The following is a 16,688-nucleotide window of genomic DNA, read 5'->3' as shown; positions in this document are numbered from 1 at the left end:
TGCAGGAGCCGGCTTGCCGGCGAACCGCGTCCTCACAGGCTGAAGGGCAGGTTCAGCTTGACCCACAGCATCTCGCCCTCCGGGCGGTTCTCCACGGCGAACTCCTTGGCCCAACGCGCCTCGATGCTGGCGTACTTGAGAAAGGTGTAATGCACGGCGGGGCCGATGGCGAACACCTGGCCGCGCACGCCATCGTCCACGTCCTCGCCCATGAAGCTCACGGTCCGGCCGAACTGCTTGTCGTCGGTGGTCTGCTTCAGGTAATAGCCGTTCACCCCCAGGCGCAGGTTGTCGGTCACCCGGTAGCTGGCCGAGTAGTCGAAGTGGAACAACTGCCCGGAGCGGTAGTCGGTATCGGGGTTCTCCTTGTTGAAGCTGTAGGTGGCCTTGACCGAGAGTTCCGTGCGCTCGCTGGGCAGCCAGGTCGCCGACACCAATGGCTTGTAGGTGTAGAAGTTGTTGCTGGTGTTGGCCATGCGCGCGGCGTCGTAGTCACCGGTGGGCAGGGTGATCTCCAGGGCCGTGGCGAGGGTGAGGTCCGGGCCCAGGTCCCAGAGGATGATCGGCGCGAGGGTGACGTCGCCCTGGCTCTCGCGGCGGCTGTGCTGGCCGAACATCGCCACCTGCTGGCGCATGTAGGGCTGCGCCACATAGCCGCCGAGGCGCCCGCCGAACACACGCAGCGTGCTGAGGTAGTCCAGCCGCGGGATGATCGCGTCGGAGGTGATCTTCACCTGGGGCACCTTGCCGCCGAGGGAGCTGATGTCCAGCTTCCGCGCCTGGTAGTGGTTGTAGTAGAGGTTGAAGGCGAACATATGGTCCGGCAGTTGGTCGACGCCCAGCGGCAGGACGAAGAAGCCGTCGGTGCCGGGGCCGATGTTGTCCACGCCGTTTTCGGTGGCGTGGGCCGGGAGTGCGAGCAGCGACGCCAGGGTGCAGGCGCAGGTGAGGCGGGTCGGGTTCATGGTTGGGCTCGTTCTTGTTGTTATGGGTGCGCGGCGGTGTGCCGCCCCATACAAATAAGCGCTCGCGAGCCGAGGGCGCAGGGCAATGCCGGACAGGCGAGGGGGCTTTGGCGGACATGCTGCAATATTTTGTTACTCTCATCCCGAGGGCCTTCGACGGCGCGATATGATGGCGGCACCACGCGCGCGGCCCGCAGAACAACAATCCAGACGCCGTGGCCCGGGAGCCGCCTGCCATGCCCAGTACCACCCTCGACCCGCAACTCGATCTCGCCCTGGCTTCACCCTTCATGCTGCAGACCTTGACCCAGGTCGCCAGTGACCGGGGTGTCAGCAGCGAGCGCCTGTGCCGCGGGCTTGGATTCACGCCGCAAGAGTTGCAGGATCCCGCCCAGCGCATCGCTTGCCGCCAGGCGGTGACGCTGATCCAGCGTGCGCTCGAAGCCTTGCCGGAGCAGGGGTTGGGCCTGTGGGTCGGCCATCGCAACGTGTTGGGTACCCTCGGCCTGCTCGGCCATGTGCTGTCGCTGTGCAAGACCCTGCGTGACGCCTTCGAGATCGGCGTGCGCTACCAGCACACCAGCGGTGGCATGGCGGTCTACAGCCTGGAGGAGGGCGCTACGGAGTCGGTCATCCAGGTCGAGTGCCGGTTGCCCGCCGCCGACATCCAGGTGTTCGCGGTGGAAGAGTTTCTCGCCAGCCTGATGGTCTATGGCCGTGCCTTGCTCGGTGGCGAGTTCCAGCCGCTGCGTTTCGAGTTCACCCATGGCGCACCGCGTTACCTGGAGACGTACACGCGCCTGCTGGGGCCCAATGTCGCCTTCGGTTGCCTGCACAACCGCATGGTGATCGCCAGCCACTGGCTGGAGCAGCCGCTGCCGGGGCACCAGCCCGTCGCCTTGCGCCAGGCGCTCAAGCTGCTGGAGCTCGAATGTGCCCCGGTGCAGGAGAAGGCGAGCCTGCTGCAGGCTGTGGAACGTGCCATTGCCCGCGACCTGCAGGCGGGGTGTCGCATCGACAAGGTCGCCAGCGACTTGAACATGAGCAGCCGCACCTTGCGCCGGCATCTGGTCGAGCACGGCATCACTTTCGACGCGTTGCAGGAACAAGCAAGGCAGGCCCGGGCCACCAGCTTGCTGGGCAACCCGCGGATGCCCATCGAGCGCGTCGCCGAGGTGTTGGGCTACAGCGACGTGCGCGGGTTTCGCCGGGCGTTCAAGCGCTGGACCGGGTTGAGCCCATCAGCGTGGCGGGATCACGCACAGGGGGGCATGTAGGAGCCGGCTTGCCGGCGAAGGGGGCACCGCGGTGCCTGGCACCGGCTCTGCCGGTGTTCGCCGGCAAGCCGGCTCCTACGAAAGCAACCTGCGTTCAGGAGACTGCCGAGAACACCGAGCCGGTCATGCGCTCGCTCAGCAGCTCCAGCGCCCGCAACCCGGCCAGCGAGTTGCCCGAGGCGTTCAGCGCTGGCGACCACACGCAGATGCTGTAGCGCCCCGGCACCACCGCGACGATGCCGCCGCCCACGCCGCTCTTGCCCGGCAGGCCCACGCGGTAGGCGAAGTTGCCGGCTTCGTCGTACAACCCGCTGGTGGCCATGATCGCGTTCACCTGCTGCGCCTGGCGTCGGCTCAGTACTTGCTCGCCACTGTGCGGACAGTGGCCACCGTTGGCCAGGAAGGCGAAGCCACGGGCCACGTCGGCGCAGCTCATTGACAGCGCGCAATGGTGGAAGTAGCTGCGCAGCACCGCGTCGACATCGTTGTGGAAGTTGCCGAAGGCCTGCATCAGGTAGGCCATGGCGGCATTGCGCGCCCGGTGCTGGTATTCGGACTCGGCCACCACCGCGTCGCTGACGATGCGCGGGTTGGCGGACAGGCGGCGGACGAAGTCGCGCATCGACAGGGTCGGGGTGGCGTAGCGCGACTGGTTGATGTCGCAGATCACCAGGGCGCCGGCATTGATGAACGGGTTGCGCGGGCGACCCTTCTCCACCTCCAGCTGCACCAGCGAGTTGAAGGCCTGCCCGGATGGTTCGTAGCCCAGCCGCGACCAGATGTCCTCGCCACTGTGGTTGATCGCCTGCACCAGGCTGAACACCTTGGAGATGCTCTGGATCGAGAACGGCGTGTGCGCGTCTCCGGCGCAGTGCAACTGGCCATCCAGGCTCTGCACGGCGATGCCCAACTGGTTGGGGGCCACCTGGGCGAGGGCGGGGATGTATTGCGCCACCTGGCCCTGGGCGAGCAGGGGGCGGACGTGGTCGAGGATCTCTTGCAGTAATGCGTGCATGGGGGCCTGGCGTGGGTGGAAGGCGGATCGCTTGCCAGTCGGACGAACGCCGCCGCGACCGCGACACAGGGTAGCCGAAAGGTGGTGGTGAAAGAATGAAGGATCGTGAACCAGAGACGACCTCTGTAGGAGCGGCTTCAGCCGCGATCACCCGCGCAGCGGGTGCCAGGTACTGCGCAGCCCGCATCGCGGCTGAAGCCGCTCCTACACGGCAGGGAGGTTGTGAGGTCAGCCGCTGACGGCGACCACCTTGCCCTTGGTGTTGGCGAACTTGCCGGTGGGCGCCAGCGACAAGGCCGCGCGGTCATGCCCGAGCAGCGTGCACAGCGCATCGATGATGGCCTGGTGGTCCTGGCGCTCCGGCAGGCCGGAAACCGCCACGCTGCCGATCACCCCCGCGCCTTTGACCGTGATCGGGAAACCCCCGCCGGCGCTTGCGTAGTCCACAGGCGACAGGTTGTAGCGTTGGGCGATATCCTTCTGGTCGATGGCCAGTTGGTGACCGATCCGGTAGGAACTGCACAGGAAGCGCTGCACCGTGTTGCACTTGCGCCGGATCCAGTCATGATTGTGCGGTGTCACCCCGGGCCTGGCGGCGAGGAACAACGGGCGCTCGAAGCGCCGGATGTCGATCACCACCAGCCAGCCTTCGGCCTCGGCCCGCCGTTGCAGGAGGGCGCCCAGTTGCCAGGCCACGTCTTCGTCGAAGTGCTTGAACTGAAGCACCTCTTCCTGGCGGACCAGCAGCGCCAGATCTTCGGCCAGTGCCATGTGAAGCTCCTTCCTGTCGGGGCTGATGAAGCCTCCATGCGAGGTGCGCCTGGGCGACCGTGCCTTGCGCTACTGCTGTCAAATGAAACCTTTTTCATGTTGTCAGAAGCGTAGCAGCATTCCGCCATGTCTTCGGGGCTGCCAGCGGAGCCAAGGCTTCAAGTCCATCCCATACCGGGGCGGCAGCCTTGTGCTAGAGCGGGCTCGGCGTTATTTCCCAGACAAATGGTATGAATCCCACCCCCGACCTTTCGTCGCCTGCCCTGCGCACAAACGATTGCGCATTCGCTGGCATGCGCGTGCGGCGCTTCACTTTATAAAACGGCCCAGGTGTTTTTCATCGATGAGCAAGGTCGACACGGCAATGAACGAGCAAGCGGCACCCCCAACCCAAGGCGTCACGGTGGAACTGTTGGCAACGGTCGACCTGGGGCCCGAGATCGAAGGCATGGCCGGGCGCCAGTTGCGCATGCGCAAGGTCACGCTCGCACCCGGCGCGGTGTTCGGGCCTTTGCACGACCATGTCGACCGCCCCGGCACCGTGTACATCCTGCGCGGCATCATCACCGACCACCGCAAAGGCGTCGCCACCGACTACGGGCCGGGCGTGGGTTGGCCTGAGGACCACGATACCCTGCACTGGCTGGAGAACCGCGGCACGGTGGAGGCGGTGGAAATCTCGGTGGATATCGTCAGGCTGGGCTGACGGTGCACTCAGCCCCTACAGGCTTGCACGAGAATACCGCCATGGAGGGTGCATGGCGGCATTTGGGGCTGAATCAATTCATATACGTTGGCATGCTCCAACCACCAAACTGGAAGCCGCGACAACGGTTGTAGCCAGCCCGGTAGGTCATCACGAAGCGCTTGCCGTCCCAACGCCAGAAGGTACGCAACATGCAATCCCCTTGCTCACGGAAGTTCTGCCAGGCGCCGATCTGGGCATGGTTTCGGTCGAACAGGTTGGCTGCGGGCGTGACCAGGCTGGACAAATAAGGGGGCTTGTCCTCGGTCACCCAGAAGCCTTTCACGGTGTTGAACGTGCTTGTCGCGCAGCGTGTGCTGACCAGCAGCCGATGGTCGTCGAGCCGCTGGATGTCGAGCGGTTGAGGATCGTCGCCGGATGTCAGATCCGGACAGGCAAGCGGGTCGTCAAGGGCCTTGTCGAGCGCTTTGCGCAGGGCGGGATCCAGCGCAAGATCCCGGTCGCCAGGACGGGTGTCCACCAGCGGTGGGCTCTCGATGATCGGGGGGCGAGGGCGAGGCCCGGGCACCAGGTCGTCATCTTCGTTACCTTTCCTGATCGCTGCACTGGGTGTCCCGAGGCGCTCCTGGAGCTCGTCCATCTTGATCAGCACGGCGGCGGCGCCTGCGTCGGACAAACTCCATGACTGGCCCTTGGCGTCGATGAACTGGATATGGGTGCTGCCGGCCAGCGCGGTGACCAGCCGATCGGCCTGATTGTCCTTGAGCGTGAAGCTTTTCGGTTCGCTCTGGTTCAACTCGCCGACGATGTTGCCGTCGATGAGCAACCTGACCGGCACGGTGGGCGGCTCGCCACCAAGGTCGGCGAACAGCAACCAGCCAATGAAGGGGGTGCGGGGGCCGGCTTCACGCTTCAGGGCCAGGCTGACACCATCGATGCCGTCGCCCGGCGAGTAGCCAATGGCGAAGCACTCGTCAGTTCTGTTGCACGCCAAGTCCCAGTCTTTGTGGCTGAACTCGACGCCTTGGTCGGGGACCTGGGCGTGGGCCAGGGTGCCCATGGCCATAAGTGCCACGAGCGGATAGTGAAGCTTCATCTACGTCCTTTGTAATCAGTCGCGGTGATCGCACAGCGGCAGCAGCAGTCGGCGGCGGTGGAACCGTACAACAGCAGAGTGCGCGGCTCAAGGAGGGCTGGCACGGGGTGAGGCAGGGGCTTTGGTGAGCAGTGAAAGGCCGAGGTCGGGCAGAGCGTTCGACATGGAAGCTCCCGTTCAGAGTGTGCCGATCCGGTCCAGCTCACGCTTGAGCTGGTCACGGTCGAGGCTGGCGAAGGGCAGGGCGAACAACGCCCGGCAACGCTGCTCGATGTGTGCCAGGGTGACGTCGAATGCATTGCTCATGGCCTGCTCGTCGCCCACCACCTCGGAAGGGTCCTCCAAACCCCAATGAGCTTTGAGCGCGGGGCCGAAGTACACCGGGCAAGGTTCGCCGGCTGCTTTGTCGCACACGGTGATGACAATGTCCGGTGGGTCTTGCTCGAATGCGTCATTGCCTTTGCTGTACAACCCGTCGATGGCGATGCCGGCCCGCTGCAATATGCTCAGGCTGCGCGGCAGCACCTGCCCCTTGGGGAAGCTGCCGGCGCTCACCGCTTCGAACCCGGGCGGGGCCAAGTGGTTGAACAGTGCTTCGGACAGGATGCTGCGACAGCTGTTGGCCGTGCACATGAACAGGACTCGCATGGGAACTCCTCGTCAGAGGCTCAGGCGCAGGGCCAGGGCCGAAAGGGTGAGCAACAGGACCGGCAGGGTCAGCAGCAGGCCGACCTTGAAGTAGTAACCCCAGGTGATGCGCATGCCCTTGCGCTCCAGCACATGCAGCCAGAGCAGGGTGGCGAGGCTGCCGATGGGGGTGATCTTGGGGCCGAGGTCGCAGCCGATGACGTTGGCGTAGATCATCGCCTCGCGCACCATGCCCTCGGCAGCGCTGGCCTGGATCGACAGGGCGCCGACCAGCACGCTGGGCATATTGTTCATCACCGATGACAACAGTGCCGCAATCAGGCCGGTACCCAGGGTGGCACTCCACAGGCCCTGTGCCGCCAGGCGATCAAGCAGTTGGGTGAGCAGGTCGGTGAGGCCGGCGTTCTTCAGGCCATAGACCACCAGGTACATCCCCAGCGAGAAGACCACCACCTGCCAGGGTGCTTCGCGCAGCACGCGCCGGGTGGAAATGCGATGGCCGCGGGCGGCGACCACGAACAGCATCGCCGCGCACACCGCCGCCACGGCGCTGACCGGGATGCCCAGCGGCTCCAGGGCGAACAGCCCGACCAGCAGTACCAGCAGGCTCCAGCCGCCGACCATGAAGGTGGCGCGATCATGGATCGCCGCCTCGGGGGCCTTCAGTGCATCGAGTGCGTAGTGCCGCGGCAGGTCACGGCGGAAGAACAGCCACAACACCACCAGGGTGGCGGCGACGCTGGCCAGGTTTACCGGCACCATCACCGAGGCGTACTCGGCGAAGCCCAGGCCGAAATAGTCCGCCGAAACGATGTTCACCAGGTTGGAGACCACCAGCGGCAGGCTGGCGGTGTCGGCGATGAAGCCGGCAGCCATGACGAAGGCCAGGGTGGCGGCGGGGGAGAAGCGCAGGGCCAGCAGCATCGACATGACGATGGGGGTGAGGATCAGCGCGGCGCCGTCGTTGGCGAACAGTGCCGACACCGCCGCGCCCAGCAGCACGCAGAAGGCGAACAGGCGGTGGCCGCTGCCATTGGCCCAGCGCGCCACATGCAGGGCCGCCCATTCGAAGAAGCCGGCTTCGTCCAGCAGCAAGCTGATGATGATCACTGCTATGAAGGTGGTCGTGGCGTTCCAGACGATGGCCCAAGCGGTCGGGATATCTTGCAGGGACACTGCGCCGACGGCCAGGGCGATCAGTGCGCCAAGGGCCGCGCTCCAACCCACGCCCAGGCCCTTTGGCTGCCAGATCACCAGCACCAGGGTGAAGACGAATACCGCGATTGCGATCAGCATGGAGGATCTTCCAGGTAGTCAGCAGCAACTGGCGGCGCGCACCGGGCGGCCGTCCATGTGCTGCAGGCGGGTGGCGTTGTCGTGCAGCCAGGCCTGGTTGGCCTGGAGGGTCAGTTGCAGCAGGTCGTGCACCCAGCCGGGGAGCTGCGGGTCGAGGCGGTAGTAGACCCACTGGCCCTGGCGGCGATCCTTGAGCAGGCCGCAGTTGCGCAGTTGAGCGAGGTGGCGGCTGACCTTGGGTTGGCTATCGTCGAGGGCGCACACCAGCTCGCACACGCACAGCTCGCCGAGCTGGGCGATGAGCAGGGTGGCGCGGGCGCGGGTTTCGTCGGCGAGGCACTTGAAGACGTCGGGGGGCGTGAGCATGGTGGTGATTCTTGATATGGAAATTCGAATATACGGATTTCCATATACTTTGAGCAAGAGGCTGCCGCGATGCATTGCTCTGGCACGACGCCTGTAGGAGCGGCTTCAGCCGCGATCATCCGCAACGCGGATGACATGCACCGCGCCGTCTGCATCGCGGCTGAAGCCGCTCCTACAAAGGGGGTGTCGCGGTGGGCAACCTGGCGAGAAAACTGTTGATCTGCCGTTTACCCCGCAGGTGCACGGTGGGCACCTGCGGGGCCGTTTTCAGGCGTACAGCTTCGATACCTTGACGGTAGCCATGGTCGAATTGCCAGACGAACTTGAGAAAACCCAGGAATGCCTTGTCGAGCTTCTCGCTGCAACCTGAGGGCAGGTCGGGGCGGGGACGGTTCATCAGGCTGCGCAGGATCACCCGGCACAGGCACGTCAGGCGCGGCGTGTCGAGCCAGATGACCAGGTCCGCGCGGGGCAGGCGCAGATCGAACGTGCGTCGGGCATAGTTGCCTTCGCAGACCCAGGCCTGTGGGGTGATGGCTTCGCGCACCCGGTCACGGAACCGCCCAGCGTCAGGTTCGACCCAGCCGGGCTCCCAGAACAAGGTGTCCAGATGCACCACCGGCAGGCCGAGCCGGTTGCCCAGATCACGGGCCAGGGTCGACTTGCCGCTGCCGGAATTGCCCAGAATCACGATCCGCTGCATCGAAGACGTCCTGTCGCGCAAGAAAAAGGACGGCGATTTTGCGGGATTTGCGAAGGCTGTCAACGGCCATCACCCTGCGGCTTTCACCGACGGTAGTAGCGATGGTCGTCCTCGTAGCGATGACGTAGCGCGCGATCGTGATGGCGTTCCCAGTAACGCTGGCGTTCGATTTCCCGGCGGTGCTGCTCGCGGCGCCATTGCTCACGGCGCCACTGCTCCCTGTGCCAATCATTGTGGCGGTCATAGCCTCGCCCATCGCGCCAGCCCCGGTCATCATGGGCCAGCACCGGACCGCTTTGCGTACCGGCGAGGTTGGCCGTGGTCTGCCAAGGGTTGCCGGTGGCATGGCCGGGCGCCGGAGCGGCCGCGACTTCAGGTGTGAAACCAGGGGCTGGAGTCTTCATTGGCGAGGCCGACGCCGAACCCGCCGCCGCGAGCGCGAACAAGCCAAGGAGCAGCATCCGTGGGGCATGTAGTTTCATGGAGAAGACAACCTCTGAATGGCAGTGGATCGTGGCCGCCTGGCGGCACCGCACGGCCATGCCGTGCGTACCCACATAGACCGGAAACGCGCAAAAAGTTCTGGCCCACCCTTAGATAAATAGTCTGCGAACTCAATGCGTTGCGCGTTGTCGCGACGACCGTGGCGCCAACCGTCGGACGGCTGCTGGCGTGCCGTGCCGGCGTGCACTAGCGTTCAGGCTTATAGCCCTCGGCCATCATCGCACCGGGCTGCCGGGCAGGGATGTCAGTCACGCATCGTCGCTGCGGGGTCAACGCCCATCATGCCGCACCCACTCCCAGACCCGACCCGGCGCCTGGCGTACCAGGCCAGTGCCCCGATCTTCCAGGCTTTCGTGCAACAGGCGCAGTGTTGGCCAGAGGCCACGGCGATCACGACCCAAGGCTTCGCCTGCAACTACCGGCAGCTCGAACGCATCAGCCATGGCATCGCCGCGCACCTGCTGGCGCTCGGGGGAACGGTGGCCGATCGGGTCGTGATCGTCTCCAGCCGTAGCGCGGGCCTGGTCTATGGGCTGCTTGGCGCCTCCCGCGCCGGGTTGACGTTCACCGTGGCCGACGCGGCTTATCCGTCTGGGCGCATCGAGCAGATCATCGACCTGCTCCGGCCAGCCTTCGTCCTGGTGTGCGGCAGCGCGCAAGTCGCTCTCGACCCACAAGGTCCGCACATCATCAGGGTGCCGGAAGCCCCGGACATGGCGTTGCGGCAGTTTGGCAATGCTGCGGTGAACCTGCCCGAGGTCGACCCGGCACGCCCGGCCTACATCACGTTCACCTCGGGCAGCACGGGCGAGCCGAAGGGCATCGTCACCGATCATGCGCCGTTGGTGCACTTCGTTCGCTGGCATGTCGAGCACCACGGCTTCACCCGCGACGAACGTTTTTCCATGGTGTCGGGGCTGGGGCACGACCCGGTGTACCGGGATGTGTTCACGCCGTTGTCGATCGGCGCGCGGATCGCCTGCCCGTCCCAGGCGACCCTCACCGACCCCCTGGCCCTGGCAACCTGGGTACACGGCGAAGGCATCACGGTCATGCACCTCACACCACCGCTGGGCAGGTTGATCGAAGCCGGCGCCACGCTCGCGGGCCTGACGCTGGAGCGCCTGCGCTACTTGTTCTGGGGCGGTGACGCGCTGAGCCCGGCGTTGTATCAGCAGATTCGCACCATCGCTCCCCAGGCCGCCAGCGTCAACTTCTATGGCACCACTGAAACACCACAGGCCATGGCGTTCCACTCGATCGAGGCCGCGCCGGCAGCAGGTCGCATCCCATTGGGCAAAGGTATCGACGACGCACAGTTGCTGGTGCTGAACGAGGCCGGGCAGTTGGCGGGCGAGGGTGAAGTGGGGGAGATCCTGATCCGCAGCCCCTACCTGTCGCTGGGCTACTGGGGGGACGTGGCGCTGACCGGCGAAAAGTTCGTGGTCAACCCGTTTACCGGTGACGCCAGGGATATCTGCTATCGCACCGGCGACCGGGGCACCTACCTGCCCGATGGCAGTGTCGACTTTCTGGGTCGCGCCGACAGCCAGGTGAAGATCCGCGGTCACCGTATCGAGCTGGCTGAGATCGAGAACGCCGTTGCGCGCCATCCGCAGATCCGCCAGTGCGTGGTGCTGGCCTTGAATGAGCATGGCGCGACAAAGCTGGTGGCCTGTTGCGTGACGCGCCAGGCGGTGTCGAGCGCCGAGCTGCGCGATGCGCTGGGCGGCCAGTTGCCGGACTACATGGTGCCGGCGCAGTGGTTGTTCCTGGAGTCGGTGCCGCTCACGCCCAATGGCAAGGTCGACCGGCGCGCGCTGGCCAAGCGCTTCGACACTGCGGGAGCAACACCCGCCCAACCATTGACACCCCTGGCACAGCAATTGAGCGAAGCCTGGGCACGCATACTCCAGGTCCCGAGCCTCGACAGCAATCTCACCTTCGTCGAGCTGGGCGGTGATTCGCTGACCTTTGTCCAGGCCTCGATGGCCTTGCAGAAGCTGATCGGCCAGTTGCCGGAGCGCTGGGAGATGATCCCGGTGCGGGAGCTGGCGACGCTGGCGGTTGCGCCTGGAGCTGCGCGCCGGGCAACGCGGGCCATGGAGGTACCGGTCCTGTTGCGCATGTTGGCGATCATCCTGATCGTCGCCGGGCATTTCGGGCTGTTCGGCGGTTGGATGGTGACCGGCGACACGGCGACGCTGTTCCTGATTTCCGGCCTTAGCCTGGCGCGGTTCCAGCTCCAGGCCATCGAGGAACGGGGTGATGCTCGCGCCTTGCTCCGGTCGGTGGCCGCCATCGCGGTGCCGACCGTGCTGTACACCGTGCTGATCCAATGCGTGTTTGACCGCCTGCACTGGCAGTCGCTGCTGCTGGTGTCCAACTGGTTCGCCCCTGAGCAGGTTGGGGTCTTCAACTATTGGTACATCGAAGTGCTGGTGCAGATGATCCTGCTCATCGGCCTGGTGCTATCGATCGGGCGGGTGCGCAGGGCGATCCTGGCCGACCCGTTCCGTAGCCTGGCGCTGGCGGCCTGTGCGTTGCTGGTGGCCGATGTGTTGATCACGCTGTTCGTCTACGACGCCAGCCCGTTGTACAACCGGGTGCCGCAGCACTACCTGGCGATCACCGTGTTGGGCATGGCGGTGCACTACGCCGATTCGGCGGCGCGCAAATGGGTGGCCAGTGCCCTGGCGGTGCTGGTGATCGGTGAACTCGATCTGTTCACCCTGGCCGGCTATGGGTGGGAGGCTACGATGATCAGGATGCCCATCGATATTGCCCTGCCGGCGGTGCTTGCGCTGATCTGGGTGCGTGCCGTGCCGGTGCCGGCGCTGTTGGCGCGGGTCGGGACCCTGATCGCCTCGTCGACCCTGTTCATCTACCTTACCCATTACCAGTTCAAGTCCGTTGCACAGCGTGTCCTGGACCAGCCGGTGTTCGCATTGCTGCTCTGCCTGGTGGGGGGCGTGGTGGTGGGGTACTGCTGGAACAGGGGCGTGCGCTGGGTGATGACGCGCTGGGGGAGGGGGCGCGGGAAGCGTCCGGTCGACACGGTGGAATCCGCGGTCTGAGGTGTGGGCGAATGCCTGTTCCACAGCTCGGTGGTTAACCTGACCCAAACCTTCTGGCAGACTCAGGGCCCCGTTCAGGAATGGATACCGCACGCCTCATGTCCCGTTTGTCCGATTACACCGATGCCGACATCCTCAAGATCATCACGGACGAAGAATACGTAAGAATCAGCGGCTCGCACCGCAACGGCGCTTCGGTGCACGAGCTCAAGCACAAGTGCGGCATGGTGAGCCTGAAGACCTCCAAGACGCTGCTCAGCGACAAACGCGGTTGCGGGTTCAGCCCCTGCCACCCACGAGGCGCGCTGAGCCTCCTGTTTCTGCGCTCGATCGCCAAGGCAAATGGCATCGATGACGTGCGTCATGAGCGCCAGGACGAGATGCCGCTGGACCGTCTGGTGATCTCGGCCAAGGACCCGTTGAGCTGGCACAAGGGCGACGAGGTCATGAGCCAAAGCTGGCAGACCGTCCGGGCAAGGGCTTTTTCAGCCAAGGGCGGTACGTTCTTCCAGGCGGACACCACCCGACGCCGCCCACCCGCCAAGACGCTTGAGCAAACCCAGCTTGCCCAGCTCTGTGCTGCCAGGGGGTTCGTCCCTCCGACACAAGTGCCGGCGCGACGCAGTGCCAAGGCAACTTATGTGCACATCGCATGTGGCGAGGATGTCCCCCTGCGCTTCAATGAGCTGTTGGATTGGCAAGACGACAAGTGCCGGCACTGCCACCCCCCGCAAGACACCTTGCTGGCCTCCTTCAGGACGTTCCTCGGCGATATGCAGATGGCGTTCCCCGGTTCGCTCAAGCTGATGCCTGGCAGGGAGCAGGTGGACCGTAACCAGAAGGTCGCGATCTGCTGCCAGCGGTGTGGCGGGCAGAACATGGCGAGGTCCTATGACCATGTGCGTTATCGGGGTTTCATCTACTGCGACAACGCCAGTTGCGACAACAGTTTTCCGACGCAAGACATCACGGACCAGGATGAGACGTACTACATCCGTCTGTTGCAGGACGCCGGCGTCGCCAGCCTCGCGCAGGCCCAGAGCCGCTTTCCGCGGGCGATGCATCATCTCAGGGCGGCGTCGATGCGCAAGGGCAACGAAAGCGCCAAGTACAAGTACCAGGCCGTCTGCCAGGCGCTGGCGTTCACCTCCAATGCGCGCCCGACGGAACACACCGAAGTTGAGCTCGCCGCCGCGTTCGAAGCGGCGATCAGCGCAGGGGCCGGCAACATCGGTCACATCAGGGCTGCCTTGCCTGCGAGCATCAATAATTTCATTACCCGCCGCATGGCGGCCGGGGACGCGGTTCATCATCGGGTGCTCGAGCGCATCGGCTTTTCGTTCAAGCGCGATCACGACATCCAGACGCTGGACGATGCCATCACCTTTATCCGCGACAAAGGCTGTGCCAGCTGGAGTGAGTTTGTGTCCCGTTTCCCTGGCGCGGCTGAAAGCACGATCAACGCTGGCCTCAAGGATGGCGTGATGGCCGAGTTCGGCTGGGAGGCGCTGATCAATCACTCACGGCTCGGCGATGAAGCGTTGCTGGAGCGAGTGGCCACGCTATGCCAGGACGACGCGATCCTCAGCCTGAGCCAGCTCGAGCGTGCCCATGGCAGCCTGGTCAGCAACATCCGCCTACGCAACCTCACCGACAAGGTGTGCGCACAGCAGGGGTTCGAGCAGGTGTCCAACTGGCAGGGGATGCGCTTCGGAGAATTGCTTACGTTCCTGCGAGATCGCGCCTTCACCTCTTCCAGCGACTGGCACGGGGCCTCCTCGGGGTCGTACAAATATGCCGTGGCACAGGACTGGCTCCAGGACCTCTCCACGCAGATGGGCTGGGGCAAGTACAAGTCGCTGAGCGGTTCGCGCTACGACTCGCTGCCTGAAACGGTCGTGGCCAATCTGCTGCACCTGTTCGACTACCGGTACCGCGCCCACCCGGCAATCCATCAGTTCCCCGGGTTTGGCGGAGGGCGGTCTGCCGGTGATTTCCGGTTGGAGAACCCTCTTCTTTGGGTGGAAGTGTGGGCGTATGGGGTGGATGAGACTGCCCCTGGCGGGAAGTTCGTGGACTACCCGCGCCGGCGCCGCTACAAAGAGGCCAAGTACCACGAGCACAACATGCCGCTGTGCAGCATCGAGGGCGGGCTTTTCTATCGCAACGGTTGCATCCCGGGTGCCCCGTATCCGCGTGGAATGAGCGGGTTCGTGCGGCATGTCTGTGATTGCCTGACCCGCCATGGTTACCCCATCACTTACAGTACCGAATTGGTTGACACGTTGAGGAAGTCCGTCTCCGGCCTGAGCGATTCACTTGCAATCGAACTTTAGCGAGGCACCAGGCCAAAGCTTGCTGGTCGAGGTATGATGCGCCCCCTGCTTCTGGAGCCGCCTCATGGCCAAAGACATCGACAACCCCTGCGTCTCGCTGTGCCAGCTCAACAGCGAGTTGTGCGTGAGCTGTGGCCGCACCCGGGACGAGATCCGCAAGTGGCGGGGCATGAAACGCCCGGAAAAAATGGCGACCGTGCAGCGGGCGGCCACGCGGATGAAGGCCATCGCCAAGAAGAACGCCAAGCGTCAAGCCTGACGCGTCAGAGGGCGCTGAAGGGAAAGCCCGAGGGGTCGAACCTGTCGTGGGTGTCCATGCGGATATCGCGCAGCTTCAGCGTTTGCAGGTGGGACGTGTACAGGCCCTGCGCGCTGTAGTTGGCCAGCAGCGAGCGACGGCGGGCGCCACTGGTGTTGAGGCTGGCCGCGTGCACCAGGTCGACGTCGAACACCAGGATGTCACCGGCCAGACCCGACACGTGCACGGCGCGGGACTCGTCGCCGAAGTCGAAGGGCGGCTCGCCCGGCAGCAGGCGATGGCTGCCCGGGACGATGCGGGTCGCGCCGTTGGCGGGGCCATAATCATCCAGGTAAACCAGGGCAGCCGCCATGTCGCCCGGGCGTTGCGCGCTCAGGTCGCGGTGCAGTTGCTGATGACCGCCGCCAACGAGGGGCTCGCGCCCCTCCACCTGGGCGAGGAAGAAACGCTCTGCGATCAGCTCGCCAGCCGCCGCCAGCACGCACGGTAGCCGGCACACCGCCTGGATCAGCGGGTCGCAGTCCAGCTGCGAATGACGCCAGTCCTGGCCACGTGGCACTGGCCAGTGCGCCGAGGGTTTCACCCCGGCATCGAACACGGCGCGCAAACCTTCCAGCCAGGCCGCCGGAATCGCGCCGCGAAGCAGGGCATAGCCGTCTCGGTGCAGCCGTTCGCGTTCGTTCATCGCGTTTCGCAATCCTTGTCATCCATGCGCCGGGCAATGGTAGTGACTGGGGCGTGCTTTTGCGAGTGAAACCAGGCAACACCAATCGCTTCTAGACTTGCGCTGATGACGGGCACTCATTGGGGGAGCGGCGAATGCGCAGACTGTGGCGAAAGTACCTCGACCTGCTGGAAGCGGACCTGAGCACCAAGGTCTTCGACAACTTCAAGAACCTGCTGGTGTGCGCCTTGCTGTTCGCGGCGGGCACCGAGGCCATTCATGGCGACCAGCAGATCCTGCTGGGGCTATGGGTCTCCAGCTTTAGCGGTTGGGGCTTGATCCTGGTCTCGGCGTTGTTGTTGCTGCTCAATGTCAGCGATACCCTGCACCGCTTGGCCAAGCTGCCGTACCACACCGTGCTGCAGGTGCTGCTGTGCCTGCTCTACCTGATCCTGGCCTCGCGGGTGGTGGAGATCGTCTGGAGCTTCCGCGCGGACTAGAAGAGCGCCCTGGGCATGAACACCAGCCTGATCGGCACGTCGTGCTTGTAGGTGGCCGCCGCAGGGCCGGCGTCGGCCGTGAAATCCGGGTGCCAGGCGCGCAGTTCATGGTCGGACAGCCATTCGAGTTGCAGTTGGTTCTCCGGTGCCGGCGTATCGAACTGCACCAGCGGGTTGACCGCCGACTGGCATTCGGCCGACTGGCCAGGCTCGAGCACCGAGACCTGGAGCTTTTCGCTCCAGGTGAGCGCGCCGTTCTGCGGGCACTTGCGCACTTCGACGTGGTAGCGCCCGTTTGGCGAGGGCAGGTCGGCGACGATCTGGTCGGGGCCACAGGCGGCCAGCAGGATGGAAGACAACAGCAGGGGCAGGGCGGTCTTGTTCATTGCGGCACTCCGTGCGCCTTGGCGCCCGACCGGCGGTATGCCGGGCAGGCATCGTCGTGATCGAAGGAAACCATAGACCAGGGAAGGTGGTCGTGGGGCGTATTGGCCCGGCCTTGCCG

Annotated in this window: 17 protein-coding genes; 6 read left to right on the top strand and 11 right to left on the bottom strand. The window is 65.0% G+C overall.

Annotation, left to right across the window (positions count from 1 at the left end; translation table 11 throughout):
• Positions 1-32 precede the first annotated feature (32 nt).
• Complete coding sequence (locus NGM28_RS06385) at positions 33-965, bottom strand: SphA family protein (protein WP_252089228.1); 933 nt, start codon at positions 963-965, stop codon at positions 33-35.
• A gap of 236 nt (positions 966-1,201) precedes the next feature.
• Between NGM28_RS06385 and NGM28_RS06380 the strand changes: the two genes are divergently transcribed.
• Entirely contained in the window at positions 1,202-2,242 is a 1,041-nt protein-coding gene (locus tag NGM28_RS06380; RefSeq protein WP_252089227.1) for an AraC family transcriptional regulator, read from the top strand.
• A 94-nt stretch (positions 2,243-2,336) separates the two neighbouring features.
• Here the strand turns inward: NGM28_RS06380 and glsB are convergent, their stop codons facing one another.
• Together glsB and NGM28_RS06370 are read right to left on the bottom strand one after the other, a co-directional pair.
• Complete coding sequence (gene glsB, locus NGM28_RS06375; RefSeq protein WP_240064462.1) at positions 2,337-3,257, bottom strand: glutaminase B; 921 nt, start codon at positions 3,255-3,257, stop codon at positions 2,337-2,339.
• Between the two features lie 228 nt (positions 3,258-3,485).
• Positions 3,486-4,028 (bottom strand): heme-degrading domain-containing protein, encoded by a 543-nt coding sequence (locus NGM28_RS06370; RefSeq protein WP_240064463.1) that lies wholly within the window; start codon positions 4,026-4,028, stop codon positions 3,486-3,488.
• A 343-nt stretch (positions 4,029-4,371) separates the two neighbouring features.
• Here NGM28_RS06370 and NGM28_RS06365 point away from each other — a divergent pair, with 343 nt between their 5' ends.
• The gene (locus NGM28_RS06365; protein WP_240064464.1) at positions 4,372-4,734 is read left to right on the top strand and encodes a cupin domain-containing protein; all 363 of its coding nucleotides are present in this window, start codon (positions 4,372-4,374) and stop codon (positions 4,732-4,734) included.
• Between the two features lie 73 nt (positions 4,735-4,807).
• On the opposite strand, the gene NGM28_RS06360 is transcribed toward NGM28_RS06365, so the two are convergent.
• The 6 genes from NGM28_RS06360 to NGM28_RS06335 all read right to left on the bottom strand — a co-directional run bounded on the left by NGM28_RS06360 (position 4,808) and on the right by NGM28_RS06335 (position 9,325).
• Complete coding sequence (locus NGM28_RS06360) at positions 4,808-5,830, bottom strand: DUF1176 domain-containing protein (RefSeq protein WP_240064465.1); 1,023 nt, start codon at positions 5,828-5,830, stop codon at positions 4,808-4,810.
• Positions 5,831-6,007: 177 nt separating this feature from the next.
• The gene (locus tag NGM28_RS06355) at positions 6,008-6,478 is read right to left on the bottom strand and encodes an arsenate reductase ArsC (RefSeq protein WP_252089226.1); all 471 of its coding nucleotides are present in this window, start codon (positions 6,476-6,478) and stop codon (positions 6,008-6,010) included.
• Positions 6,479-6,490: 12 nt separating this feature from the next.
• Positions 6,491-7,774, bottom strand: a complete 1,284-nt coding sequence (locus tag NGM28_RS06350; protein ID WP_252089223.1) for an arsenic transporter — start codon at positions 7,772-7,774, stop codon at positions 6,491-6,493.
• 18 nt (positions 7,775-7,792) lie between these two features.
• The gene (locus NGM28_RS06345; RefSeq protein WP_252089221.1) at positions 7,793-8,140 is read right to left on the bottom strand and encodes a metalloregulator ArsR/SmtB family transcription factor; all 348 of its coding nucleotides are present in this window, start codon (positions 8,138-8,140) and stop codon (positions 7,793-7,795) included.
• A gap of 172 nt (positions 8,141-8,312) precedes the next feature.
• Entirely contained in the window at positions 8,313-8,843 is a 531-nt protein-coding gene (locus NGM28_RS06340; protein WP_252089219.1) for a P-loop NTPase family protein, read from the bottom strand.
• A gap of 83 nt (positions 8,844-8,926) precedes the next feature.
• The gene (locus tag NGM28_RS06335) at positions 8,927-9,325 is read right to left on the bottom strand and encodes a hypothetical protein (protein ID WP_252089217.1); all 399 of its coding nucleotides are present in this window, start codon (positions 9,323-9,325) and stop codon (positions 8,927-8,929) included.
• Between the two features lie 303 nt (positions 9,326-9,628).
• Between NGM28_RS06335 and NGM28_RS06330 the strand changes: the two genes are divergently transcribed.
• From NGM28_RS06330 to NGM28_RS06320, 3 genes are all read left to right on the top strand, one after another.
• Positions 9,629-12,424 (top strand): amino acid adenylation domain-containing protein, encoded by a 2,796-nt coding sequence (locus NGM28_RS06330; RefSeq protein ID WP_252089215.1) that lies wholly within the window; start codon positions 9,629-9,631, stop codon positions 12,422-12,424.
• A gap of 98 nt (positions 12,425-12,522) precedes the next feature.
• A complete protein-coding gene (locus NGM28_RS06325) occupies positions 12,523-14,760 on the top strand; it encodes a hypothetical protein (RefSeq protein WP_252089213.1) in 2,238 nt (745 codons plus the stop codon).
• 64 nt (positions 14,761-14,824) lie between these two features.
• The gene (locus NGM28_RS06320; protein ID WP_213657328.1) at positions 14,825-15,019 is read left to right on the top strand and encodes a DUF1289 domain-containing protein; all 195 of its coding nucleotides are present in this window, start codon (positions 14,825-14,827) and stop codon (positions 15,017-15,019) included.
• A gap of 4 nt (positions 15,020-15,023) precedes the next feature.
• Here NGM28_RS06320 and NGM28_RS06315 read toward each other — a convergent pair whose 3' ends face one another.
• Complete coding sequence (locus tag NGM28_RS06315; RefSeq protein WP_252089211.1) at positions 15,024-15,704, bottom strand: phytanoyl-CoA dioxygenase family protein; 681 nt, start codon at positions 15,702-15,704, stop codon at positions 15,024-15,026.
• A gap of 134 nt (positions 15,705-15,838) precedes the next feature.
• Here NGM28_RS06315 and NGM28_RS06310 point away from each other — a divergent pair, with 134 nt between their 5' ends.
• Complete coding sequence (locus tag NGM28_RS06310; RefSeq protein WP_240064474.1) at positions 15,839-16,183, top strand: hypothetical protein; 345 nt, start codon at positions 15,839-15,841, stop codon at positions 16,181-16,183.
• Here NGM28_RS06310 and NGM28_RS06305 read toward each other — a convergent pair.
• Positions 16,180-16,569 carry a hypothetical protein gene (locus NGM28_RS06305; RefSeq protein ID WP_252089209.1) on the bottom strand — a complete coding sequence of 130 codons (390 nt, stop codon included), beginning with the start codon at positions 16,567-16,569 and terminating at the stop codon, positions 16,180-16,182. The genes NGM28_RS06310 and NGM28_RS06305 overlap by 4 nt on opposite strands.
• Between the last annotated feature and the right edge of the window lie 119 nt (positions 16,570-16,688).

Source organism: Pseudomonas sp. MWU13-3659 (assembly GCF_023757525.1).
Taxonomy (GTDB): domain Bacteria; phylum Pseudomonadota; class Gammaproteobacteria; order Pseudomonadales; family Pseudomonadaceae; genus Aquipseudomonas; species Aquipseudomonas entomophila_E.
The sequence above is the reverse complement of the archived record's forward strand: the minus strand, read 5'-3'. Positions and strand labels throughout refer to the sequence as shown.